Source organism: Nocardia sp. NPDC050712 (genome assembly GCF_040654295.1).
Taxonomy (GTDB): domain Bacteria; phylum Actinomycetota; class Actinomycetes; order Mycobacteriales; family Mycobacteriaceae; genus Nocardia.
Window position 1 is genome coordinate 1,423,550 of the sequence record NZ_JBFAHT010000003.1, and the last position, 21,014, is coordinate 1,444,563.

At 67.9% G+C, this 21,014-nt stretch carries 21 protein-coding genes; 9 read left to right on the forward strand and 12 right to left on the reverse strand.

The window, feature by feature from the left end; genetic code table 11:
• Positions 1–63 precede the first annotated feature (63 nt).
• From AB0H76_RS27060 to AB0H76_RS27075, 4 genes are all read right to left on the reverse strand, one after another.
• The gene (locus AB0H76_RS27060; protein ID WP_357329406.1) at positions 64–1,155 is read right to left on the reverse strand and encodes a nitronate monooxygenase; all 1,092 of its coding nucleotides are present in this window, start codon (positions 1,153–1,155) and stop codon (positions 64–66) included.
• The gene (locus tag AB0H76_RS27065) at positions 1,152–1,910 is read right to left on the reverse strand and encodes a CoA-transferase (protein WP_357329408.1); all 759 of its coding nucleotides are present in this window, start codon (positions 1,908–1,910) and stop codon (positions 1,152–1,154) included. The genes AB0H76_RS27060 and AB0H76_RS27065 overlap by 4 nt, the downstream gene beginning before the upstream one ends.
• Positions 1,907–2,767 (reverse strand): CoA-transferase, encoded by an 861-nt coding sequence (locus tag AB0H76_RS27070; protein WP_357329410.1) that lies wholly within the window; start codon positions 2,765–2,767, stop codon positions 1,907–1,909. The genes AB0H76_RS27065 and AB0H76_RS27070 overlap by 4 nt, the downstream gene beginning before the upstream one ends.
• 71 nt (positions 2,768–2,838) lie before the next feature.
• The gene (locus AB0H76_RS27075) at positions 2,839–3,603 is read right to left on the reverse strand and encodes an enoyl-CoA hydratase family protein (protein ID WP_357329412.1); all 765 of its coding nucleotides are present in this window, start codon (positions 3,601–3,603) and stop codon (positions 2,839–2,841) included.
• A 71-nt stretch (positions 3,604–3,674) separates the two neighbouring features.
• On the opposite strand from AB0H76_RS27075, the gene AB0H76_RS27080 reads away from it, so the two are divergent.
• The 5 genes from AB0H76_RS27080 to AB0H76_RS27100 all read left to right on the forward strand — a co-directional run bounded on the left by AB0H76_RS27080 (position 3,675) and on the right by AB0H76_RS27100 (position 8,289).
• Complete coding sequence (locus tag AB0H76_RS27080) at positions 3,675–4,454, forward strand: SDR family oxidoreductase (protein ID WP_357329414.1); 780 nt, start codon at positions 3,675–3,677, stop codon at positions 4,452–4,454.
• 31 nt (positions 4,455–4,485) lie between these two features.
• Positions 4,486–5,397: an SDR family oxidoreductase gene (locus tag AB0H76_RS27085; RefSeq protein WP_357329416.1), complete on the forward strand. Its 912-nt coding sequence runs from the start codon at positions 4,486–4,488 to the stop codon at positions 5,395–5,397.
• Positions 5,398–5,588: 191 nt separating this feature from the next.
• A complete protein-coding gene (locus tag AB0H76_RS27090; protein ID WP_357329418.1) occupies positions 5,589–6,728 on the forward strand; it encodes a hypothetical protein in 1,140 nt (379 codons plus the stop codon).
• An 11-nt stretch (positions 6,729–6,739) separates the two neighbouring features.
• Positions 6,740–7,264 (forward strand): ImmA/IrrE family metallo-endopeptidase, encoded by a 525-nt coding sequence (locus AB0H76_RS27095; RefSeq protein ID WP_357329420.1) that lies wholly within the window; start codon positions 6,740–6,742, stop codon positions 7,262–7,264.
• Positions 7,261–8,289, forward strand: a complete 1,029-nt coding sequence (locus AB0H76_RS27100; RefSeq protein ID WP_357329422.1) for a hypothetical protein — start codon at positions 7,261–7,263, stop codon at positions 8,287–8,289. Before AB0H76_RS27095 ends, AB0H76_RS27100 begins: the two co-directional genes overlap by 4 nt.
• Before the next feature lie 285 nt (positions 8,290–8,574).
• On the opposite strand, the gene AB0H76_RS27105 is transcribed toward AB0H76_RS27100, so the two are convergent.
• Positions 8,575–8,991: a helix-turn-helix domain-containing protein gene (locus AB0H76_RS27105; protein ID WP_011207048.1), complete on the reverse strand. Its 417-nt coding sequence runs from the start codon at positions 8,989–8,991 to the stop codon at positions 8,575–8,577.
• Between the two features lie 383 nt (positions 8,992–9,374).
• Complete coding sequence (locus tag AB0H76_RS27110) at positions 9,375–10,538, reverse strand: steroid 3-ketoacyl-CoA thiolase (protein WP_357329424.1); 1,164 nt, start codon at positions 10,536–10,538, stop codon at positions 9,375–9,377.
• 129 nt (positions 10,539–10,667) lie between these two features.
• Here AB0H76_RS27110 and AB0H76_RS27115 point away from each other — a divergent pair, with 129 nt between their 5' ends.
• Positions 10,668–11,936 (forward strand): cytochrome P450, encoded by a 1,269-nt coding sequence (locus AB0H76_RS27115; RefSeq protein WP_357329426.1) that lies wholly within the window; start codon positions 10,668–10,670, stop codon positions 11,934–11,936.
• Positions 11,937–12,000: 64 nt separating this feature from the next.
• Here the strand turns inward: AB0H76_RS27115 and AB0H76_RS27120 are convergent, their stop codons facing one another.
• The 4 genes from AB0H76_RS27120 to AB0H76_RS27135 are packed head-to-tail and all read right to left on the reverse strand — an operon-like array spanning position 12,001 to position 15,544.
• Positions 12,001–12,414 (reverse strand): nuclear transport factor 2 family protein, encoded by a 414-nt coding sequence (locus AB0H76_RS27120; RefSeq protein WP_357329427.1) that lies wholly within the window; start codon positions 12,412–12,414, stop codon positions 12,001–12,003.
• A complete protein-coding gene (locus tag AB0H76_RS27125) occupies positions 12,411–13,577 on the reverse strand; it encodes a thiolase domain-containing protein (protein ID WP_357329429.1) in 1,167 nt (388 codons plus the stop codon). The genes AB0H76_RS27120 and AB0H76_RS27125 overlap by 4 nt, the downstream gene beginning before the upstream one ends.
• Positions 13,574–14,608: a thiolase domain-containing protein gene (locus tag AB0H76_RS27130; protein ID WP_357329431.1), complete on the reverse strand. Its 1,035-nt coding sequence runs from the start codon at positions 14,606–14,608 to the stop codon at positions 13,574–13,576. Before AB0H76_RS27130 ends, AB0H76_RS27125 begins: the two co-directional genes overlap by 4 nt.
• Before the next feature lie 12 nt (positions 14,609–14,620).
• Positions 14,621–15,544: an OB-fold domain-containing protein gene (locus tag AB0H76_RS27135; RefSeq protein WP_357329432.1), complete on the reverse strand. Its 924-nt coding sequence runs from the start codon at positions 15,542–15,544 to the stop codon at positions 14,621–14,623.
• Between the two features lie 186 nt (positions 15,545–15,730).
• Here AB0H76_RS27135 and AB0H76_RS27140 point away from each other — a divergent pair, with 186 nt between their 5' ends.
• Both AB0H76_RS27140 and fadD8 read left to right on the forward strand, forming a co-directional pair.
• Positions 15,731–16,765: an LLM class F420-dependent oxidoreductase gene (locus AB0H76_RS27140; protein ID WP_357329434.1), complete on the forward strand. Its 1,035-nt coding sequence runs from the start codon at positions 15,731–15,733 to the stop codon at positions 16,763–16,765.
• 47 nt (positions 16,766–16,812) lie between these two features.
• A complete protein-coding gene (gene fadD8, locus AB0H76_RS27145) occupies positions 16,813–18,420 on the forward strand; it encodes a fatty-acid--CoA ligase FadD8 (RefSeq protein WP_357329926.1) in 1,608 nt (535 codons plus the stop codon).
• Between the two features lie 87 nt (positions 18,421–18,507).
• Here the strand turns inward: fadD8 and AB0H76_RS27150 are convergent, their stop codons facing one another.
• Entirely contained in the window at positions 18,508–19,590 is a 1,083-nt protein-coding gene (locus AB0H76_RS27150; protein WP_357329436.1) for a sigma-70 family RNA polymerase sigma factor, read from the reverse strand.
• Positions 19,591–19,703: 113 nt separating this feature from the next.
• Between AB0H76_RS27150 and AB0H76_RS27155 the strand changes: the two genes are divergently transcribed.
• The gene (locus AB0H76_RS27155; RefSeq protein ID WP_357329438.1) at positions 19,704–20,123 is read left to right on the forward strand and encodes a VOC family protein; all 420 of its coding nucleotides are present in this window, start codon (positions 19,704–19,706) and stop codon (positions 20,121–20,123) included.
• A gap of 81 nt (positions 20,124–20,204) precedes the next feature.
• On the opposite strand, the gene AB0H76_RS27160 is transcribed toward AB0H76_RS27155, so the two are convergent.
• Positions 20,205–20,981 carry a crotonase/enoyl-CoA hydratase family protein gene (locus AB0H76_RS27160; protein ID WP_357329440.1) on the reverse strand — a complete coding sequence of 259 codons (777 nt, stop codon included), beginning with the start codon at positions 20,979–20,981 and terminating at the stop codon, positions 20,205–20,207.
• Positions 20,982–21,014: the final 33 nt, after the last annotated feature.

Genomic DNA, 21,014 nt, shown 5'->3' on the forward strand with positions numbered 1-21,014 from the left:
ATGAGGTCATGCACGCGAAAGGGCGCCGCTGGTCATTGGACCGGCGGCGCCCTTTCGTCCGAGTCAGGAGTGGGTCACGGGTACCGGTGCCTCGGCGGGCAGCGCCGCGAGCGCACCGATGCGGGCCAGTGCGTCGGTGATGATGCTGTCGATGAGGTCCTGCACGGTGGGCAGGTCCTCGATGATGCCGGTGACCTGGCCCGCGGCCAGCACGCCGGCCTGCGTATTGCCCTCGACCAGACCGGCTTTCAGCAGCATCGGGGTGTTGGCGGCCATGATCACCTGGGACCAGGTGAGGTCCTTGTGTTTGCGCATGGCCAGACCGTCCTTGACGATGGTCGACCACTTCATGCCCGTCATGCCCTTGAACTTCAGCGCGTTCGAGGCCGCGGCCGCGAGGCCACGGGTCCGGCCCGAATGCTCGAGCTTCTGCACGAGTTCGGTGTTGAGCACCCGGTGCGGCATACCGTCGACCTTGGTGGAGACCACCGTGTCCTGCAGGCCGCGGGCCAGGTACTCCTGCTTGACGGCCTCGGGCACGCTGCTCTCCTGGGTGAGCAGGAAGCGGGTGCCCATCGCGACGCCCGCCGCGCCGTAGGCGAGCGCGGCGGCCAGGCCGCGTCCGTCGAAGAAGCCGCCGCCGGCCACGACCGGGATGTCCACCGCGTCCAGCACCGAGGGCAGCAGCAGCGTCGTCGCGACCGGGCCGGTGTGACCGCCGCCTTCACCGCCCTGCACGATCACCGCGTCGGCGCCCCAGGACGCCACCTTCACCGCGTGTTTGGCCGCGCCGATCGACGGAACGACCACCACGCCCGCGTCTTTCAGGCGGGCGATCAGTTCCTTCTTCGGTGCCAGCGCGAAGGAGGCGACCTTCACCTTCTCCCGGATGAGCAACTCGATGCGCTCGGGTGCGTCGGTGGCGTCGGCGCGGATGTTCACCCCGAAGGGCTTGCCGGTTTGCGCCTTGGTCTTGGCGATCGCCGCTTCGAGTTCGGCGAAGGTCATGGTGGCCGAGGCCAGGATGCCCAGCCCGCCCGCGTTGGCCGTGGCCGAGACCAGGCCGGGCCCGGCGACCCAGCCCATGCCGGTCTGCACGATCGGGTGCTCGATGCCGACGAGTTCGGTCAGCGGGGTCCGCAGCCGTCCGGTCATGCCTGCACTTCCTTTTCCCGGAAGCCCTTGGGATCGAGCACGGTGCGGATGATCCGCAGCTCTTCCTCGGTGGGCAAACGGGTTTCGCCCGCTTCGCCGAGGCCCGCGATCTCGAAGGAGGTGTTCTCGGCGACCTCGTCGGCGCTCACCCCCGGGTGCAGCGACAACGCGCGCAGGGTGTGATCGGGGCCGTTGAAGTCGAAGACGCCCAGGTTGGAAACCACCCGGTGCAGGTGATGGAACCGGTAGGCCGGATTCTCGGGATCGACCTTGTCGTAGCCGATGCCGGAGACGATATCGACGGTTTCCACGAACACGCGCTTGCTGTGCTTGGGCACGAAGTAGCTGGTGGCGTGGTTGATGGTGTTGCCGGGCGCACCGCGCACACCGAACATCTGCCGGGTGGGCTGTTGCAGCGCGCCGAAGGCCGACAGGTTCTGGTTGCCGTGCCGGTCGATCTGGTTGGCGCCCATCACCACGTGCCGGCGACCGGAGGCGACGACGTCGAAGACCTTGGAGAACGGAATCCAGCCTTCGATCGGGGCCTTGCCGCCGATCGCGGGTACCTCGGCGAAGAACAGCGCCTCGCCGTCGGAGAGCAGCAGGTCCGGCTCGAAGGTGAGCCGGGCCAGTCGCGCGCCGATGGTGGTGACGGTGGACATCGGGCTGGCCATGATTTCGCCTGCGCCACGGAAGATTTCGGCCGCGGCGACGACGCAGACCTCGGCCCGGGTGCTCGTTTCGGTGCTGCTCACTTCTGCTCCTCGGCGAAAGCGCGGACGGCGGCCTGGTATTCGTCCTCGGACACGTCCAGGTACCGCGCCTTGAACTCGGCCCACGATTCGGGCGTCTTGGCGGCCTCTACATAGTGGCGCTGGAACTTCTCGTCGCGGCCGTAGCTGCCGGAGAAGGTGAAGTGCGCGCCGCCCGGCGCCTCGACCACCCCGTCGACCATCATCCGGTTGAGGATGATCGACTGCTGCGGAACGGCTTTCACCAGCTCCTCGGTCTCCACCAGCCGGTCCGCCGACACGTAGCGGCGCTCGGCGGCCAGGCAGTACAGGTCGTCGAAGTACGGGTCGACGCCGGTGTAGGCGGCGTTGCCGTGCTTGTCGGCCAGATCCAGGTGGACGAAGGCGGCGTCGAGGGTCAAAGCCGGCATGGCGACCAGGGTTTCGGTCTTGCCGTCGGTCGGGTACGGCGACTCGACGGTCTTCAGTTCGCCCTCCCAGAAATCCAGGACGGCCGAGCCGAGCCCGGCGCGGATCGGCAGGAACGGCAGCCGGGCGGCGGCGGCCTGCAGGCCGCACTTGATCATGCCCTCGTCCATTTCCCGCACGGTGATCTCGCCGCCGGTGCGGGCCTTGGCGAACCAGGGATCGTAGAACGGCGCGGAATCCAGGGATACGAAGCCGTAGTAGGCCTTTCGCACCTTGCCCGCCGAGCACAGCAGGCCCAGGTCCGGGCCGCCGTAGGTGACGACGGTCAAATCCGTGACATCCGAACGCAAGAGCGCGCGGACCAAGGCGAGCGGCTTGCGCCGCGAACCCCAGCCGCCGATGCCGATGGTCATCCCGCTGCGTAGCTCGCCGACCACTTCGTCGAGCGACATTCGCTTGTCGCGCCTTTGGGGTTGGTAGCCGCCGGTGCTTTTTCCGGCGGCGGGGTGGGTAGACACAGCTTTTACTTCCCCTTCTTCTGTGCGGCGAGATCGTCGTCGAAGCGGGCGCGGATCTCGTCGGCCACGCCGGCCAGGTTGAGCTCCATGGTGAAACCCTGCTCGTAGCGGTAGGAGCGGTGCACGTCCTGCACGTCGATCCCGTTCAGCGCGCGCTTGGCGGCTCGGATGACCCGGCCGTCCTTGTCGGCGATGTTCTTCGCGACTTCCAGTGCGGCGGCGTCGAGTTCGGCGCGCGGCACCACCTTGTAGACCGAGCCGAAGTGGTGCAGCTGCTGCGCGGTGAGCTTGCCCGCGGTGTAGAACATGGTCCGCATCAGGTGCTGGGGGACCAGCCGGGCCAGGTGGGTGGCCGCGCCGAGCGCGCCGCGCTCGACCTCGGGCAGGCCGAAGGTCGCGTCGTCGGAGGCGACGATGACATCGGAGTTGCCGACCAGGCCGATGCCGCCGCCGAGGCAGAAGCCGTTGACGGCGGTGACGACGGGCACCTGGCAGTCGTAGACGGCGGCGAAGGCTTCGAAGCAGCCGTGGTTGGCGGCGATCAGTTTGGTGTGCCCGACGTCCGCGTTCATTTCCTTGATATCGACACCGGCGTTGAAGCCGCGACCCTCGGCGCGCAGCACCACGACCCGGGTGCCGGGATCGCGCCCGGCCTCGCGCACCGCGTCGGCGAGTGCGAACCAGCCGTCCGAAGGCAGGGCGTTGACCGGCGGATAGTCGACCGTGACGACTTCCACGCCGTCGGTTTCGGTGTGACGGTTGATCCCCATCGAATGTCCCATCGTTCTTTGACAGCCGTAGCGCATTGCCGAAGCAAGCAGTTGCTTGGTAGGTTAGCACGGTGCCTCTCGAAATCGACCTGTCCGGCCGCGTCGTTCTCGTCACCGGCGGTGTGCGCGGCGTCGGCGCCGGAGTGAGCAAGGCCTTCCTCGCGGCGGGCGCGACCGTCATCGCGTGCGCGCGCCGTCCCGCCGAGGCGCCGGTGGCGCACGCGGGCCGGGAAATCGAATATCTGCCCTGCGACGTGCGCGACGCCGACTCGGTCAACGGCCTGGTCGAGACCATCGTGCGCAAGCACGGCCGCCTCGATCACGTGGTCAACAACGCCGGCGGCGCGCCGTTCGCGCTCGCCGCGCAGGCCAGCAAGAACTTCCACTCGAAGATTGTCGAGCTGAACCTGCTCGCCCCGCTGCTGGTTTCGCAGATCGCCAACGCGGTGATGCAGGAGCAGGCGGACGGCGGCTCGATCGTCATGGTCTCCAGCGTCAGCGGGCATCGCCCCTCGCCGGGCACCGCCGCCTACGGCGCGGCCAAGGCGGGCATCGACAGCCTGACCCAGTCGCTCTCGGTGGAGTGGGCGCCGAAGGTCCGGGTCAATTCGCTGATCGTCGGGCTGGTCGAAACCGAGCAGAGCGAACTGCATTACGGCGACCAGAACGGCATCGCCGCGGTCGCCGAGACCATCCCGCTGGGCCGGCTGGCCCGGCCCGAGGACATCGGGCACTGCGCCACCTTCCTGGCCTCCCCGCTGGCCGCCTACGTCAGCGGCGCGACCCTGCTGGTGCACGGCGGCGGCGAGCGCCCCGCCTTCCTCACCGCCGCGACCGCGAAACATCGCTGAAACTTCCGAATACGAAAGAGGGACAACAGGTATGGGCACTCAGATCTGCGCCGGGCGCGTGGTCATCGTCACCGGTGCGGGCCGCGGCATCGGCCGCGCGCACGCGCTGGCCTTCGCCGCCGAAGGGGCGAAGGTGGTCGTCAACGATCTGGGCTCCGCGCTGAACGGCGACGCCACCGCGGAAACGCCGGCCCAGCAGGTTGTTTCGGAGATCGTGGCGCTCGGCGGCGAAGCCGTGGCCAACGGTGACGACGTCGCGGACTGGGACGGCGCGCGCAGCCTGATCCGCACCGCCGTCGACACCTTCGGCCGGCTGGACGTGCTGGTCAACAACGCCGGCTTCGTGCGCGACCGGATGCTGGCGAACCTGTCCGAGGACGAGTGGGACGCGGTCATCCGCGTGCACCTCAAGGGCCACTTCGCCACCATGCGGCACGCGATCGAGTACTGGCGCGCGGAAAGCAAGGCGGGCAACGCGGTCGACGCCCGCATCATCAACACCAGCTCCGGCGCGGGCCTGCAGGGCAGCGTCGGCCAGAGCAACTACGGCGCCGCCAAGGCCGGCATCGCGGGCCTGACCCTCACCGCCAGCGCCGAATTCGGGCGCTACGGCGTCACCGTGAACGCCATCGCCCCGGCCGCCCGCACCCGGATGACCGAGACCGTGTTCGCCGAGACCATGTCCGCGCCCGAGGACGGCGGCTTCGACGCGATGGCGCCGGAAAATGTGTCGCCGCTGGTGGTTTGGCTGGGCAGCGCGGAATCCGCCGGGATCACCGGGCGGATGTTCGAGGTCGAGGCCGGCAAGGTCGCCGTGGCCGACGGCTGGCGGCACGGCGCGGCCGCCGACAAGGGCGCGCGCTGGGAGCCCGCCGAGCTCGGCGCGGTCGTCAACGACCTGCTCGCCAAGGCGGTGACCCCGGAGCCGGTATACGGCGCCTGACACCCGTTCGCCCTGGCCCGAGCCCCGCACACGCTCTCGTGTGCGGGGCTGGTCGGCGTGGGTAGATACCCGGTCTCTCTGCGCAAGATCGCGTGGGCCATTATTCTTATATCTCGTCCGTATAAGTCCCGGAGAGTGTTGCGACCGGGCAAGTGAACTGCGCTGTATGTGATGAAGGGGAAGGCTGGCGCATGGCCATTGGTCGCACGATGCGGGTTGTCGCGGTCGCCGGGCTCGTTTCCGGTTTCGCGCTACTCGGGCCCGTGGCTGCCTTGGCGCAGCCCGGTTGTTCACTCAGCGCGGGCTGCCCGCAACCGTCCGCTCCCGAGATCGCCGAGCAGTGGACTCCGATGACCATTCCCGGTCAGCGCACGCCCGTCACCCCTGATCCCGCCGAGGTCGCCCAGTCGCCGATCGCGCCGACCGAGGTGGTGGGCCCGGGCTCGGCCGCCGGGCTCGGCGCGCTGCTCGGCACCGGCTCCGCGGGCATCGGCGTCATCCTTGGCACCGGTTCGGCCACGGGTTCCGCTGTGCTCGGCACGGGTTCGGCCGCCCTCGCGACCGGTTCGGCCGGTGGGGCCGCGGTCCTGGGTACCGGCTCGGCCGGGCTCGGTCTGGCACTCGGCACGGGTTCCGCGGGCTTGGGCGCGGTCCTGGGTACCGGTTCCGCCGGTTTGGGCGTCGTGCTCGGTACCGGTTCGGCCGGTCTGGGTGTGGCGCTCGGTACCGGTTCGGCCGGGCTCGGCGTGGTGCTTGGTACCGGATCCGCCGGTTTGGGCGTGATTCTCGGTACGGGCTCGGCCGCTCTGGCCGGAACCGGTTCCGCCGCAGTGGGTTCCGCGGCCGTCGGTTCGGCTGGTGTGGGTTCCGCGGCCGTTGGTTCGGCCGCGGTCGGCTCGGCCGCGGTCGGTTCCGCGACTCCGCTGCTGCTGCTGCTGATTCCGATCCCGCCGGTCCCCGTCCCGGCGCCGCCCAGCGTGCCCCTGGTCATTCCGCCCGCACCCGCGGTGCCGGTGCCCGCGCCGCCGCAGCTCCCGCTGCCGGTGGTGGCCGCCCCTGCGCCGCAACAGGTTCCGCCCCCGGCGCCAGCGCCTCCACCGCCGCCACCCGCACCGGCCCCACCCGCCGCCCCGGCGAAGCCGAATCCCGATGTGCGCCCGACCTCGTCGAACGACGGGCTGCCCGAGCCGGACGTGCTCACCGTCGTCGGCGGCCTGATCGCCCTGGCCCTCGCCGGCGCCGGTTCCGGCGCGGTGAGTTTCCAGAGCGCGTCGGCGGCGCAGGCGCGCGTCGACGCCGCCCGTGCCGAGTTCTTCGGACCCAGGTCGTGAGGAGCCCAGGCATGAGCGAGCGGAGCGACAGCAAGACGCAGAACAGTGCGCGGTCCTACCGCCGGGTGGCGGCCGCGGTGGACGCGGTGTGCGCCGTCGCCGCGGATTTCGACGCCACCACGCTGGACCAGGTGGTCGAGGCGATCGCCCGGGAACGGCGCCGCGAGATCGAAATCGCCAGCGCCCATTTGGGTCCCGGCGTGTGCGGGCAGCGCCGGCTCTATCCGGATCGGGACGTGATCGTGCTGGCCGCCCTGCTGCCCAGCCGTGAGCACACCCTCGCGCACGAGCTCGGCCACATCATTTTCGACCACGAGGGCGCACCGGCCCCCGAGGTCACCCTGGAGGCCAGCGACGACCTGATCGCCTACATGCTCAGCCAGCGGGCGCATCAGGAGATCCTCGACGACGGCGCCGACGAACAGGCCGAATGGGAGGCGGAGACGTTCGCGGCCATGCTCATGACCCGTCTGCGCGTGTTCAACACCCGGGGCGCAGGCGTCTCGGTCCTTCGATTCGACGAGGCACTCGGATGATGACCCTGTGGTTGACAGCGATGCTGGTGTGGATGGCCGCCGGTGCGCGGGTGGGCCGGGTAATGGTCAAGCCGGCGACCACCGCGCGGGTGGCGATCGTGGTCGCGGTCGCGGCCGTCGCGCTCGGCGCCACCGTCGCCGTGCCCGAAATCGCGGTGGCCATCGATAATTTGTGGCCACGCGGCCTGCGCGCCGGGCTGCTCTCCGACGGCGTCGTGGTGTCGGCGTGGATCCTGTTCGTGACCGCCACGTCGGTGGTCGCGGCGGCGGCCTGGCCGGTGGTGTCGCGCCGCAATCTCGGGCGCATCGCGTCCTACATCTACGCGGGCGGGATCGGCACGGTGCTCGTCGCGCTCGCCTGGTCCTATACCTTCGGCTGGGCCTATGTGGTGGCGGCCGGCCTGTTCATCGTCACCACCGGTGTGCGCAATCTGGACTGGACCACGCTGGGCCGCGGCATCGCCATCTACACCGCCGGCACCGCCGTCGTTGCGACCTTGTCCGCCTTGAACATTCGGCGCGCGCTCATCGAAGCGCCGCGGGCCGCACCGGGTCTGCCGACCTGGGGCTGGCCGATGTGGGAAATCGCCGCGCTGCTAATAGCTTTCGGCGCGATCTGGATCGTGGTCGAGCTGTGGATGCGAGCCCGCCTGCTGCTGCGTCAGATCCGGGAACTGCACGGGGTGATGATCGGCCGCTTCCCCGAGGTGCTCGCGCACGAGCAGACCGGAACCTCCACCCAGCTCAAGGCTTCCGATCAGGTCGCCCAGATCATGGACGCGCTGTATCTGCAGTCCGGCGGCGGCGTCGAGCTGATGGCGGCGGGTAAGCCGCCCGCCTCGATTCCCGAGCGGGCCGACCTGGTGGCGGAGTGGGCGCGAAACCCCCTGGGGGACATCGTCTGTGACTCACGCTGGATCGCGCCGCCGCAGGGTATCAGCCCGCGCGGCTGGGTGCAGGCCATCGCCCGGTCCTTCGACGCCTACAGCGGCGTGGAAGTGCCGGCGCGAAACACCGCGCGCTAGTGTCGATTTCATTTGCAAGTACATCTCGGATGAGTTTGCCGGAAAACAACCCATTTGGTCTGATTCATCGGCAGTGGTGAATGTTGAAAACTGCGCCAAATTCGACGCGGGCAGCAGAAAATCCGGCACGGCCTAAGGCCGAGCCGGACTCAGCTGCTACGACGCATACCCCCCTGGCCAACTGAGTTCGCACATGGGTAACACGCCGGGCACCCCCTGAGGAGTCCCGCTTACACATCCACCGCCGACGCCCCCGACAGCCGTCGGAGCGGTGACCTTACAGTCCTATTCCGTTCCGTCCGGCGGGATTTCGGGCAAGCCTTCACTGGCCCGAAGCTTCTCCGCCATCGAGGTGAGGAGGTTCTGCGATTCTTCGGACAGGTCGAACGCTCTACTCGACAGCCGCCGCAGTCCATAGCCCTGCAGCTGGGACAGCAGCTCTAGATCATGATCGATCTTGGCGGCATAGATGTCGTTGAAGAAGTAGTCCGGCTTGACCTTGAAGAACTTGGCCAGTGCAGCCACCGTTTCGTCGGACGGATTCGTCCGTTGCCCCGACCGCAGCTGCGAGAGATACGGTTTCGAGATCGGATGCCCGGAGGCTGTCAGCGCAGCCGCAACCTCCGCGTTGGTGTGCGGCTTGCGCCCCGGGGGATGCACGGTTTCGAACAGCTTGTTCAGCCGCGCCGCGAAATCAGCCATTGTGAGCCGCCCAATTCCCTTCGCTGTACTAACAGTCGTTATCTCGGATACGTATCATTGATATTAGCGGCTCAGTAACTGAAAACCTACGCCTGATTCCGGATTTCCTTGAAGCTTCTAGGTGTGCCTCGAGCGAAGTCACTGGGACCGTAGCGTTTGCGGGTCGCCCCAAGGTCTCTGATGGAGACGTGACAAGCACCGGTTCTGGCCCGTCGCAGAGGTCTTCCGCGACGGACCAATGATAGCCGCAAGATAGCTGACGTCTCATCTACTTCTCTGTACCGCCGATTGTGTGGCGTACGACACGTTTTGGACCTTCTGGGATGAACGTTCAACTAACCAGATCGAAAACGACTGGGGGAAGGCGGGGTAGGCGCAGCCGCCTAGAGGCGCTCGATGATGGTGCCGGTGGCCAGTGCGCCGCCGGCACACATCAAGATCATCGCGGTGCTCTTGCCGGTCCGCTCGAGCTCGTGCAAAGCCGTTGTGATCAGCCGGGATCCGGTGGACCCGACCGGATGGCCGATCGCGATGGCGCCGCCGTTGACGTTCACCCGGTCCAGGTCGGGCTGGTGCACGGAGGCCCAGGACAGCGCGACCGACGCGAACGCCTCGTTGATCTCGAACAGGTCGATGTCACCGATGCTCATGCCCGAGCGCTCCAGCAGGCGGCTGCAGGCCTGCACGGGGCCGTCGAGGTGGAACTCCGGCTCCGCGCCGACCAGGGCCTGCGTGACGATCCGGGCCCGCGGGCGCAATCCCGCGCGCTGCGCGGCCTTTTCGTCCATCAGCAGCACCGCGGCCGCGCCGTCGGAGATCTGTGAGGACGAGCCGGCGGTGTGGATGCCGCCCTCCAGTACCGGCTTCAGCTTGGCCAGCCCCTCGACCGTGGTCTCGCGCAGGCCCTGATCCCGGGTGACCTCCAGCTTCTCGCCGGTGAGATTGCCTTCCTTGTCGGCCGCGGGCGCGGTGACATGCAGCACCTCGCGATCGAAGCGGCCCTCGGCCCAGGCCTGCGCGGCCAGGCGCTGCGACCGCGCGCCGAACGCGTCGACGTCCGCGCGGGTGATGCCGCGCCGCTTGGCGATGCGCTCGGCCGCGCCGAACTGATCGGGCAGGTCGATGGTCCACGAGGCGGGGCGGCGCGGTCCGGCGTTCTCGCCGACGTTGGCGCCGAGCGGCACCCGCGACATCGCCTCGACGCCGCAGGCCATGCCCACGTCGATGGCGCCGGTGGCGATCAGGCCGGCGATCAGGTGATTGGCCTGCTGCGCGGAACCGCACTGCGCGTCGATGGTGGTCGCGCCGACCTGCCAGGGCAGTCCGGCGTGCAGCCACGCGACGCGGGTGATGTTGTTGGACTGCTCACCGGCCTGGGTGACGCAGCCGCCGATGACCTGCTCGACCACGGCTGGATCCAGGTGTGCCTTGTCGAGAATTCCGCGCTGCGCGGCACCGAGGAGTTCGGCGGCGTGCAGGCCGGACAGCCAGCCCTTGCGCTTGCCGATGGGGGTGCGAGCTGCCTCGACGATTACGGGATTGCCCATGTCGAACCTTCCGTTCGGGACAGAAAACTGGAACGCGTGTTAGACGGTCCCCGGGAACTTCTTTACTAGTAATACCGCCTGTGCTGCAATGAGTGTAGAACGTGTTTCAGTTCTCAAAGGAGACAACTGGTGGTTCATACTCGCCCTGATCTGCCCGAAGGGTTCGACGTCACCGACCCGGATATCTACGCGCAGCGCGTACCGGTCGAGGAGTACGCCGAGCTTCGTAAATCCGCGCCGATCTGGTGGAACCCGCAGTCGCCGGAGGTCGGCGGCTTCGCCGACGACGGCTTCTGGGTCGTCAGCCGGCACGCGGAGGTGAAAGAGGTCTCGCGGCGCAGCGAGGTCTTCTCCACCTTCGAGAACACCGCGCTGCCGCGGTTCAACGACGACATCCCGCGCGAGAACGTCGAGATGCAGCGGTTCGTTCTGCTGAACATGGACGCGCCCGAGCACACCAAGCTGCGCAAGATCATCTCGCGCGGCTTCACCCCGCGCGTGATCAACAGCCTGCGTGCCGAACTGTCCGCGCGCGCCGAGGGAATCGTCAAGCGCGCCGCCACCGAGGGCGCCGGTGACTTCGTCACCCAGGTGTCCAGTGAGCTGCCGCTGCAGGCCATCGCCGAGCTGATCGGCGTCCCGCAGGACGACCGGATGAAGCTCTTCCAGTGGTCCAACGAGATGACCGGCTACGACGACCCCGAGTTCGCCGACGTCGATCCGCTCGCCTCCACCACCCAGATCCTCACCTACGCCTACGAAATGGCCACCGCGCGCAAGGAGTGCCCGGCCGACGACCTGGTCACCAAGCTGATCGAGGCCGATATCGACGGCGAGGGGCTCAAGCCGGAGGAGTTCGGCTTCTTCGTGATCCTGCTGGCGGTCGCGGGCAACGAGACCACACGCAATGCCATCACGCACGGCATGATGGCGTTCCTCGATCATCCCGAGCAGTGGGAGCTGTTCAAGAAGGAGCGCCCGGCCACCACTTACGACGAGATCATCCGGTGGGCCACCCCGGTCACCTCGTTCCAGCGGACCGCCCTCGAGGACACCGAACTCGGGGGAGTGCAGATCAAGAAGGGGCAGCGGGTGGTCATGCTCTACCGCTCGGCCAACTTCGACGAGGACGTCTTCGAGAACCCCGAGCAGTTCGACATCCTGCGCAAGAACAACGACCACCTGTCCTTCGGCGGCACCGGTGCCCACTTCTGCATCGGGGCCAACTTGGCACGGCTGGAAGTCGAACTGATCTTCAACGCCATCGCCGACCACCTGCCCGATATCGCCAAGCTCGGTGACCCGAAGCGGCTGCGCTCGGGCTGGCTGAACGGGATCAAGGAGTTCCAGGTGGACTACAAGACCCAGGGCGGCGGTGGCTGCCCGGTCGTGCACTGACCGCTCCACAGCACGCGAAAAGGCCCCGAACCGCTCAGCGGTTCGGGGCCTTACGCGTCGGAACCTAGTCGGCGGGCTTCATCGTCGCCATGGCGCGCTCGGTCTCCCAGAACGCGCGCAGGGCCAGAATCTTCCCGTCCGCGTCGACCTTGTAGGTGAACACGCCCTCGGAGTCGATCTGCTGACCGGCGATCCGGGTGCGGATCCGGCCGACGAAGGCGACCTCGTGACCGCAGGCGAACGAGTCGTCGAACAGGAACTCGATCGAATCGGTCTTGGCGATCGCCTTGTCCCAGAACGCCGCGATGGCCTCGTGGCCGCGGTGCCCCTTGCCCTCGGGGTCGAATCCCGAAGGGCCGATGGGGTCCTCCACGATCCCGTCCGCGGCGAACAGCGCGACCCAGGCGTCCTTGTCGCGGGCCCGGACCGCACCCTGCGATTTTCCGCCGGCGACCCGCGCCGGATGCACGTCACTCATCGCTTTTCCGATCCCACGACCCACATCGAGAAGTACTGCGAGCCACCGCCGTAGGCGTGGCCCAGCGCCTTGCGCGCGTCCTTGACCTGATAGTCGCCCGCCCGGCCCATGACCTGCTTGGCAGCCTCGGCGAACCGGATCAGGCCGGAGGCGCCGATCGGGTTGGAGGACAGCACGCCGCCCGAGGGGTTGACCGGGATCTTGCCGCCGATCTCGGTCTCACCCTTGTCGGTCAGCTTCCAGCCGTCGCCCGGCGCCGCGAAGCCCAGGTTCTCCAGCCACATCGGCTCGAACCAGGAGAACGGCACGTAGATCTCGGCGGCGTCGATCTCCTCGAGCGGATCGGTGATGCCGGCCGCCTTCCAGAGTGCGGCGGCCGCGTCCCGGCCGGCCTGCGGACTCACCTGGTCGCGTCCGGCGAAGGTGGTCGGCTCGGTGCGCATCGCGGTGCCGTGCACCCAGGCCACCTTCTTGCCGGCCGACTCCACGACCGCCGCCGCTTCCTCGTCACCGATGACGAGCGCGCAGGCGCCGTCCGAGGACGGGCAGGTCTCGTCGAAACGGATCGGGTCCCACAGCATCTGCGAGGCCAGCACCTGCTCGACGGTGATGTCGGGCTGATGTAGGTGCGCCAGCGGGTTCTTGGCGCCGTTGCGCCGATCCTTCACCGCGACCAGCGCGCCGATGTGACCGGGCGCGTTCGACCTGCGGATATAGGAGCGCACGTGCGGCGCGAAGTAGCCGCCCGCGCCCGCGCCGACCGGCATGGTGAACGGCACCGGAATCGACAGCGCCCACATGGCATTGGATTCCGACTGCTTCTCCCAGGCCACGGCGAGCACGCGCTTGTGCACGCCGGCCTGCACCAGGTTGGCCGCCACGACACCGGTGGAGCCGCCGACGGAACCGGCGGTGTGCACGCGGAGCAGGGGCTTTCCGGTGGCGCCCAGGGCGTCGGCCATCATGAGCTCGGGCATCATGACGCCCTCGAACATGTCCGGCGCCTTGCCGACCACGACCGCGTCGATATCGGCCATGGTGAGGCCGGAATCCTCGAGGGCGCGATCGATTGCTTCCCGACACAGCCCCGACATGGAGACATCGGTTCGTTTCGTCACGTGATGCGTTTGGCCGGTGCCGAGCACCGCCGCGGGGAAGCTCATCGGGTGCCCTCCAGGACAGTAACCAGATTCTGTTGCAGCGCCGGCCCGCTGGTGGCGTGCGCGAGTGTGCGGTTTGCCGAGCCGTCGAAAATGGCGCCCGCGGCGAAACCGATGCGCTCCAAACCGGCGGCGAACATCGGGTTTGCTGCCAGTGCGCCACCGGACGGGTTTACCCGAGTTTCCGGCTTCAAGCCGATGGCCTCGGCGAGGATCAACTGCTGATGGCTGAACGGTGCGTGCAGCTCGGCGATATCGAATCCGGTGGTGTCACCGCCGGTGACCGCGTGCGCCGCCGCGGCGGTGGAGGGGGAGAGGGTGAGGTCGCGCGCACCGAGCATCGGGGTGTCGATGCGGTGCGCCATCCCGGTGATCCAGGCCGGACGCTCGCGCAGTTCCTTGGCACGATCGCCCACTGCCAGCACAATCGCGGCCGCGCCGTCGGTGACCGGCGCGATATCGTGCGCGCGCAGGGGATCGGCGACAAACGCTGTGGCGAGCAGAGATTCGATATCGCCGTCGGCGCCGGCGGCGACCGCGGCCATATCCCGCTCGGTCCAGCGGCCGTTCGCCAGCCCGGCCCGGGCCTGCAAGCCCGCGATGGCATAGGAATCCGGCCACAGCGGCGTGACCGTGTACGGGTCCAGCTGCATGGTCAGCACCTGGCGCAGGGTGCCCGCCGAGGATTTGCCGAAGCCGTACACCAGCGCGGTCTGCGCCTGGCCGGACTTCAGCTTCACGTAGGCCTCGTACAGCGCCCAGGCGGCGTCCATCTCGACGTGCGACTCGTTGATCGGCGGCACCGCGCCGATCGCGTCGACCGCCGAGATGAACGAAAACGCGCGCCCGGCAAGGTAATCCGAGGAGCCCGAGCACCAGAAGTCGATGTCGGACTTGGTGATGCCGAGTTCGGTGTAGAGCTGCTGGAAGCAGGGCACCAGCATTTCCACACCGTTGGTGGTGCCGAAGGTTTCCGGCACATGCGGCGCGTGGGCGAAACCCACCACCGCGATATCGGTGGAGTTGTCAGTCAACGTCCGCGCCTCTCAGAGGTGATGCTTGTAGGTGTCGTATTCGGCGTCGGGTTCGCCGGAGGGCTCGAAGTGATCCACGTTGGCGAGGGTGAAGTCCCACTCCTCGCGCGGCTTCCACACGGCCTTTACTCGCATGCCCATGCGCACTTCGCTTGCCTCGCAACCGAGTACGAGGTGCAGCACCGGGATGTCGGCGCCGTCGAGCAGGACGTAGGCGGCCACATAGGGCGGCTTGATGCGCTGACCGAGGAACGGCACGTTGACGATGCAGAAGGTGGTGACGGTGCCCTGATCGGACAGCTCGACGTAGTCGTTCGTCGGCAGGCCGTTGGTCGGATTCGCGCCGCGCGGCGGGAAGTACACCTTGTCGCCGTCGCCGGAGCGGGCGCCCAGCAGCTTGCCCTCGGCCAGGCCGCGCAGGTAGACGGTCTCCTGTGGGGAGGCGTTGTGGCTGTAGTGTAGGTCGACCGGCGTGACGATCTGCGTGATCGGTTCCCGGTCGTCGCTGGAACTCGGTGCGGCCGTGGAGGTTTCGCCGGGTTCGAAGGCGACGATGTCCTTGATGCTGCCGGTGGTCTCGCCGGCCCAGCGCGCGCGTACCCGCTGACCGACCGAAATGTCTTGCGGCGACGCGACATCCACGGCGTGCAGCAGCGCGGTGTCCGCGCCGTCGAGCCGGATCAGCGCGTAGGCGAAGGGCCGGTCGAACGGCTGGCCGGGCAGCACCTCCGACACCCAGCTCCAGGATTCGACGGTGCCGACGTCGGCGACGTTCACGAACTCGGTCAGCGGCGCGGCGGTCACCGGATCGTATTCCGGCGGCGGCACCAGCACGCGTCCGTCCGAGCCGCGCACACCGATCACCTGCTGCCCGCGCAGGCCCGTCAGGAACTTGCCGATGGTCGGTCCGACGGATCGCGTGTAGTCGAACTGCATCCGAAGTGGTGCACTCAATACATCCGGGGCGGTGTTCAATTCCAACCCTCTCTCATCCGCAACAGTGCCGGATGGACTATTCCCTCGACTGACGTCATCGAGTAGAACAGGTTCTTATTCTGCTGGCAAGATGTGGTGTAGACAACAGCCCTCGGACGTAGGGGGCCGGAGAAATGAGGTCGACCCGTGAAGTTCGGTTTGCAGCTCGGATATTGGATGGCGCAGCCGCCGGCGAACGCCGGTGCGTTGGTGGCCGCGGCGGAGGCGGCCGGTTTCGATGGCGTCTTCGCGGCCGAATCCTGGGGCTCGGATGCCTTCGGGCCGCTGACGTGGTGGGGCTCGCAGACCGAGCGGGTGCGCCTGGGCACCTCGGTGGTGCAGCTGTCGGCGCGCACCCCGGCCGCGACCGCCATGCACGCGCTCACCCTGGATCACCTCAGCGGTGGCCGTGCGGTGCTCGGGCTCGGCGTCTCCGGCCCGCAGGTGGTCGAGGGCTGGTACGGCCAGCCCTTCGCCAAGCCGCTGGCCCGCACGCGCGAGTACGTCGACATCATCCGCAAGGTGCTGGCGCGGGAAGCGCCGGTCACCAATGCCGGGCCGCACTACCCGCTGCCCTACACCGGCCCCGGTTCGGTCGGGCTCGGTAAGCCGCTGAAGCCGATCGTGCATCCACTACGTGCGGACTTGCCGATCTGGCTGGGCGCGGAGGGGCCGAAGAACGTCGCGCTCACCGCCGAGATCGCGGACGGCTGGCTCGCGATCTACTACGCGCCGCGGCTGGCGCACATGTACAACGAATGGCTCGACGAGGGCTTCGCCCGGGCCGGCGCGCGCCGCACCCGCGAGACCTTCGAGATCGCCGCGAGCTGCCAGGTGGTGATCACCGACGACCCGAAGAGCGAACTAGAGCGGATGCGCTGGATCATGGCGCTCTACATCGGCGGCATGGGCGCGCCGGAGCAGAACTTCCATGCCCAGGTCTACAAGCGCATGGGCTACGACCGCGAGGTCGACGAGATCAGCCGGCTCTTCCTGTCCGGCAAGAAGGCCGAGGCCGCGGCCGTCGTCCCGGACGAGCTCATCCTCGACACCGCGATCATCGGCAATCTCGAGCACGTCCGCGAGCAGATCAAGGTCTGGGAGGCCGCGGGCGTCACCATGATGCTGGTTTCGGCCGACAGTCCCGAGCAGGTTCGGCAGTTGGCGGCACTCGGTTCGTGATAACCCTTGTTCTTGAATAGAACGCGTTCTAGATTCGTGAGGTGACGATGACCACAATCGACCCCGATACCCTGCTGCGGATGCCCGTGCACAACGGGTTCAGCCTGCTCGCCGGACTCCGGCGGCACAAGAAGAGTCCGGTGGTCACGCTCGGCGACACGGTGCTCACCGGCGCGGACGTGCTGGACGCGATCAGCAAGTACGTGTCCGCCTTCGAAGCCAACGGCATCGAAACCGGTTCGCCCGTGGGCGTTCTCGCGCTCAACCGCCCCGAGGTGCTGTTCACCATCGCGGCCGGCCAGGCGCGCGGGCACCGGCGCACCGCGCTGCACCCGATCGGCGGACTCGACGATCACGCGTATGTGCTTGCGGACGCGGGCATTACGACGCTGATCCTGGACCCGGTACCGATGTTCGTGCAGCGCGCCCGGGACCTGGTGGACCGGGTCGAGGGCCTGACCAAGGTGCTCGTGCTCGGGCCCGTGCCGGACGAATTGTCCGATGTCGGTGTGGATTTCCTCGCCGAGGTGGACAAGTACGAGCCCCGGCCGGTCGAGGCCGTGGAACTGCGCCCCGACGACGTGATCTCGGTGAGCTACACCGGCGGCACCACCGGCAAGCCCAAGGGCGTGGTCGGCACCGCCCAGGCCATGGCCACCATGACCCAGATCCAGCTCTCGGAGTGGGAATGGCCCAAGCGGCCGAAATTCCTGATCTGCACCCCGCTCTCGCACGCGGGCGCGGCCTTCTTCCTGCCGGTGGTCCTGCTCGGCGGCGAGTGCATCGTGGTGCCGCGCTTCGACGCGGGCGAGGTGCTGAAGGCGATCGAGGAGTACAAGATCAGCGCCACCATGCTGGTGCCGTCGATGATCTACGCGCTGCTCGACCACCCCGACGTGGACAAGCGCGACCTGTCGTCGCTGGAGACGGTGTACTACGGCGCCTCCGCCATCGACCCGACCCGGTTGACCCAGGCCATCGAGAAGTTCGGGCCGATCTTCGCCCAGTACTTCGGGCAGTCCGAGGCGCCGATGGCGATCAGCTACCTGGGCAAGGACGAGCACGACAAGGAACGGCTCACCTCCTGTGGGCGGCCCTCCGCCGCGCTGCGGGTGTCGTTGATCGACGCCGAGGACAAGGTGGTCGCACCCGGTGAGGTCGGCGAGATCTGCGTCTCCGGACCGCTGCTGGCGGCCGGCTACCTGAATCTGCCCGAGGTCACCGCCGAGACGTTCAAGAACGGCTGGCTGCGCACCGGCGACCTGGCGCGCCAGGACGAGGACGGCTTCCTGCACATCGTCGGCCGCAGCAAGGACATGGTCGTCACCGGCGGGTTCAATGTCTTCCCGCGCGAGGTGGAAGACGTTGTCGCCGAACACGAGAGCGTGCTGGGCGTGGCCGTGGTCGGCGTGGCGGACCCGCAGTGGGGTGAGGCCGTGACCGCCGTCGTGGTGCTGGACCCGGCCGTGGCCGCGGATCCCGCCGCGGTCGAGCAGGCGACCGGCGAGATCTCACAGACCGTCAAGCAGCGCAAGGGGTCGGTGCAGGTGCCCAAGCACTACATCGTCGTCGAGCAGCTGCCGCTGACCGGCCTCGGCAAGCCCGACAAGAAGGCCATCCGGGTGCTCGCGAACGAGCGCCTGGGCCTGACGTAACCACCCACGGACTGCGGGCGGCTTGGTGGTCGAGTCGTCCGTAAGAATCCGCCCCGTCTCGAGCCATGGCGGGGCGGATTCTGGTTTTCAGGCGTTCTCGCGGAGCTCCATCGGGAGATCGAAGAGCGGGAACAGCTTCTCGGTGTCGAGGAAGAAATTGAGCCCGGCGATGTTCTCGCCGTCGAGTTCCAGCACCGTGATCGACCACGGCACGTAGACGCCCGGCTCGTCGCTCGGCTTGTAGTGACCGAAGGCGGCGTGGCCGTTCGCGCCCTCCAGCCGGATGAGTTTGGAACCGGCGCAGGCGCTTCCGGTGGTGAGCATGAACTGGGCGACGTTCTCCGGGCCCGAGATCCAGAGGTCGAACGGCGGCATGGACAGGGCGACGTCGGCCTTCAGCAGGGTGGTGAGCGTGTCCATGTCGTAGGCCTCGAAGGCGGAGACGAAATCGTTGACCAGCTTGCGCTGATTCTCATCGGACTCGTCGAAATCGTCGAAATCGCTGGGCTGCACCTTGGACATGGTGGCGCGGGCACGCTGCAGCGCGGAATTCACCGACGCGGGCGACATGGTGAGCGCCTCGGCCGTCTCGTTGGCCGAGAAGCGCAGCACCTCGCGCATGATCAGGATGGCGCGCTGGGTGGCCGGCAGATGCTGACAGGCCGCGACGAAAGCCAGGCGCAGCGTGTCTTTGGTGGAGGCGTGCTCGGCCGGATCGGCGCCGAAGGCCAGGGCGTTCGGGATCGGCTCGATCCAGACGTAATCGGGCTGCGGCGGCGGGAGCGGGGAATTGGGGCTGCCGGGGCCGTTGAGATCCATGGGACGGGCCCGGCGCTGCGGGCCGTCGAGCATGTCCAGGCAGACGTTGGTGGCGATGCGGTAGAGCCAGGAGCGCAGGCTGGCCCGGCCCTCGAAGGAATCGTAGGACTTCCAGGCGCGGGTGAAAGTCTCCTGGACGGCATCCTCGGCCTCGAAGGAGGAACCGAGCATGCGGTACGCGTAGGCGCATAGCTCGCGCCTGTGGCCCTCGAATGACGCGAGCACGTCCGGGGTGAGGGTGGCGGGGCTGGCCGAGTCGTTCATGGCTGTGACGATGCCACAGCCCACCGACAAGTTGTAGAGGGCAATTTGCCCGACGCGCACCGCCTCGACCAGCGGTTTCAAGATCATTCCGCGCGCGATTGTCTTTCGCTTTGCGAATGATTTCGGGCACTGCGATGAGTTTCCGCGCTGCCGCCCGTCCTTACTCGTGAACCGACACGAGTGCTCGAGAGGACGAAACCATGAGCAGCAAGATGATTTTCATCAACCTTCCGGTCGCGGAACTGAACCGCTCCAAGAGCTTCTACGAGGCGCTGGGCTGGAAGGTGAACGCCGATTTCACCGATGAGAACGCCGCCTGCATCGTGGTCGACGACAACATCTGCCTGATGCTGCTGACCAAGGAATTCTTCACCACCTTCACCAAGCGGCCGATCGCCGACACGGTGTCGGCCACCGCGGCGGCCTACGCGCTCTCGCTGGGCAGTGCGCGGGAGGTGGACGCGCTCACCGACGCCGCCGTCGCGGCCGGGGCCACCGAAGAGGTGAACACCGACAAGCGGGCGGAGGAGGCCCAGGTCGGCATGCACGGCCGCACCTTCATCGACCCGGACGGGCACCAGTGGGAGCCGTTCTTCATGGACTACCAGCCCACGGCCTGATCGGCGCGCGTCGTCTTCCCGGCGCAGGCCCGGATCCGGACTGCGGTGGATCCCGGCGTTCGCCGGGAAGACGATCAGCGACTACTGGCCCGTGAAGTTGGGCTTGCGCTTCTGCGCGAAGGCCTTCGGGCCCTCCTTGGCGTCGGCCGAGCGGAACACCGACATGCCGATCTTCGCCTCGATCTGGAAGGCGTCCAGCTCGTGCATGGCCTCGGTCTCGCGCAGCGTGCGCAGGATCGCCTGCACCGCCAGCGGGCCGTTGTTCGAGATCTGCTCGGCCAGCTCCAGCGCCTTGTCCAGGGCGGTGCCGTCCGGCACCACGTGCCCGACCAGCCCGTACTCTTTGGCCTCGGCGGCGGTGATGTGCCGTCCGGTCAGCAGGATCTCCGCGGCGACGGTGTAGGGAATCTGGCGGACCAGCCGCACCGCCGACCCGCCGAGCGGGAACAGGCCCCAACGTGCCTCGGACACACCGAATTTCGCGCTCTGCGCCGCGACACGGATGTCGGTGCCCTGTAGGATTTCGGTACCGCCGGCAATCGCCGGGCCCTCCACGGCCGCGATCAGTGGCTTGGTCAGGCGGCGCCCTTTGAGCAGCGCGGGGAGGTTGGCGGGGTCGAATTTCGACTCGTTGTCACCGGGATGATTGGCGCTCATCGCCTTCAGGTCCATGCCCGCGCAGAACGCGCCGCCCGCGCCGGTCAGGATCGCCACCCGGATCTCGGGATCATCGTCGACCTGATCCCAGGCGTCGCGCATGATCGCCATCATCTCGGCCGAAAGGGCGTTGCGAGCCTCGGGGCGATTCATCGTGACGACGAGGACGTGATCGCGCTTCTCGACGAGGCAGTGCGGCATTGAGGATCTCCTGACTTTTTTGAAGCTTGCCAG

What these genes read in the sequence shown, in the direction of transcription:
- AB0H76_RS27060 (WP_357329406.1), bottom strand. Translation starts at nt 1,155, where the DNA reads ATGACCGGACGGCTGCGGACCCCGCTGACCGAACTCGTCGGCATCGAG.
- AB0H76_RS27070 (WP_357329410.1), bottom strand. Translation starts at nt 2,767, where the DNA reads ATGTCGCTCGACGAAGTGGTCGGCGAGCTACGCAGCGGGATGACCATC.
- AB0H76_RS27075 (WP_357329412.1), bottom strand. Translation starts at nt 3,603, where the DNA reads ATGGGGATCAACCGTCACACCGAAACCGACGGCGTGGAAGTCGTCACG.
- AB0H76_RS27085 (WP_357329416.1), top strand. Translation starts at nt 4,486, where the DNA reads ATGGGCACTCAGATCTGCGCCGGGCGCGTGGTCATCGTCACCGGTGCG.
- AB0H76_RS27090 (WP_357329418.1), top strand. Translation starts at nt 5,589, where the DNA reads ATGGCCATTGGTCGCACGATGCGGGTTGTCGCGGTCGCCGGGCTCGTT.
- AB0H76_RS27095 (WP_357329420.1), top strand. Translation starts at nt 6,740, where the DNA reads ATGAGCGAGCGGAGCGACAGCAAGACGCAGAACAGTGCGCGGTCCTAC.
- AB0H76_RS27100 (WP_357329422.1), top strand. Translation starts at nt 7,261, where the DNA reads ATGATGACCCTGTGGTTGACAGCGATGCTGGTGTGGATGGCCGCCGGT.
- AB0H76_RS27105 (WP_011207048.1), bottom strand. Translation starts at nt 8,991, where the DNA reads ATGGCTGATTTCGCGGCGCGGCTGAACAAGCTGTTCGAAACCGTGCAT.
- AB0H76_RS27110 (WP_357329424.1), bottom strand. Translation starts at nt 10,538, where the DNA reads ATGGGCAATCCCGTAATCGTCGAGGCAGCTCGCACCCCCATCGGCAAG.
- AB0H76_RS27120 (WP_357329427.1), bottom strand. Translation starts at nt 12,414, where the DNA reads ATGAGTGACGTGCATCCGGCGCGGGTCGCCGGCGGAAAATCGCAGGGT.
- AB0H76_RS27125 (WP_357329429.1), bottom strand. Translation starts at nt 13,577, where the DNA reads ATGAGCTTCCCCGCGGCGGTGCTCGGCACCGGCCAAACGCATCACGTG.
- AB0H76_RS27135 (WP_357329432.1), bottom strand. Translation starts at nt 15,544, where the DNA reads ATGCAGTTCGACTACACGCGATCCGTCGGACCGACCATCGGCAAGTTC.
- fadD8 (WP_357329926.1), top strand. Translation starts at nt 16,813, where the DNA reads ATGACCACAATCGACCCCGATACCCTGCTGCGGATGCCCGTGCACAAC.
- AB0H76_RS27150 (WP_357329436.1), bottom strand. Translation starts at nt 19,590, where the DNA reads ATGATCTTGAAACCGCTGGTCGAGGCGGTGCGCGTCGGGCAAATTGCC.
- AB0H76_RS27155 (WP_357329438.1), top strand. Translation starts at nt 19,704, where the DNA reads ATGAGCAGCAAGATGATTTTCATCAACCTTCCGGTCGCGGAACTGAAC.
- AB0H76_RS27160 (WP_357329440.1), bottom strand. Translation starts at nt 20,981, where the DNA reads ATGCCGCACTGCCTCGTCGAGAAGCGCGATCACGTCCTCGTCGTCACG.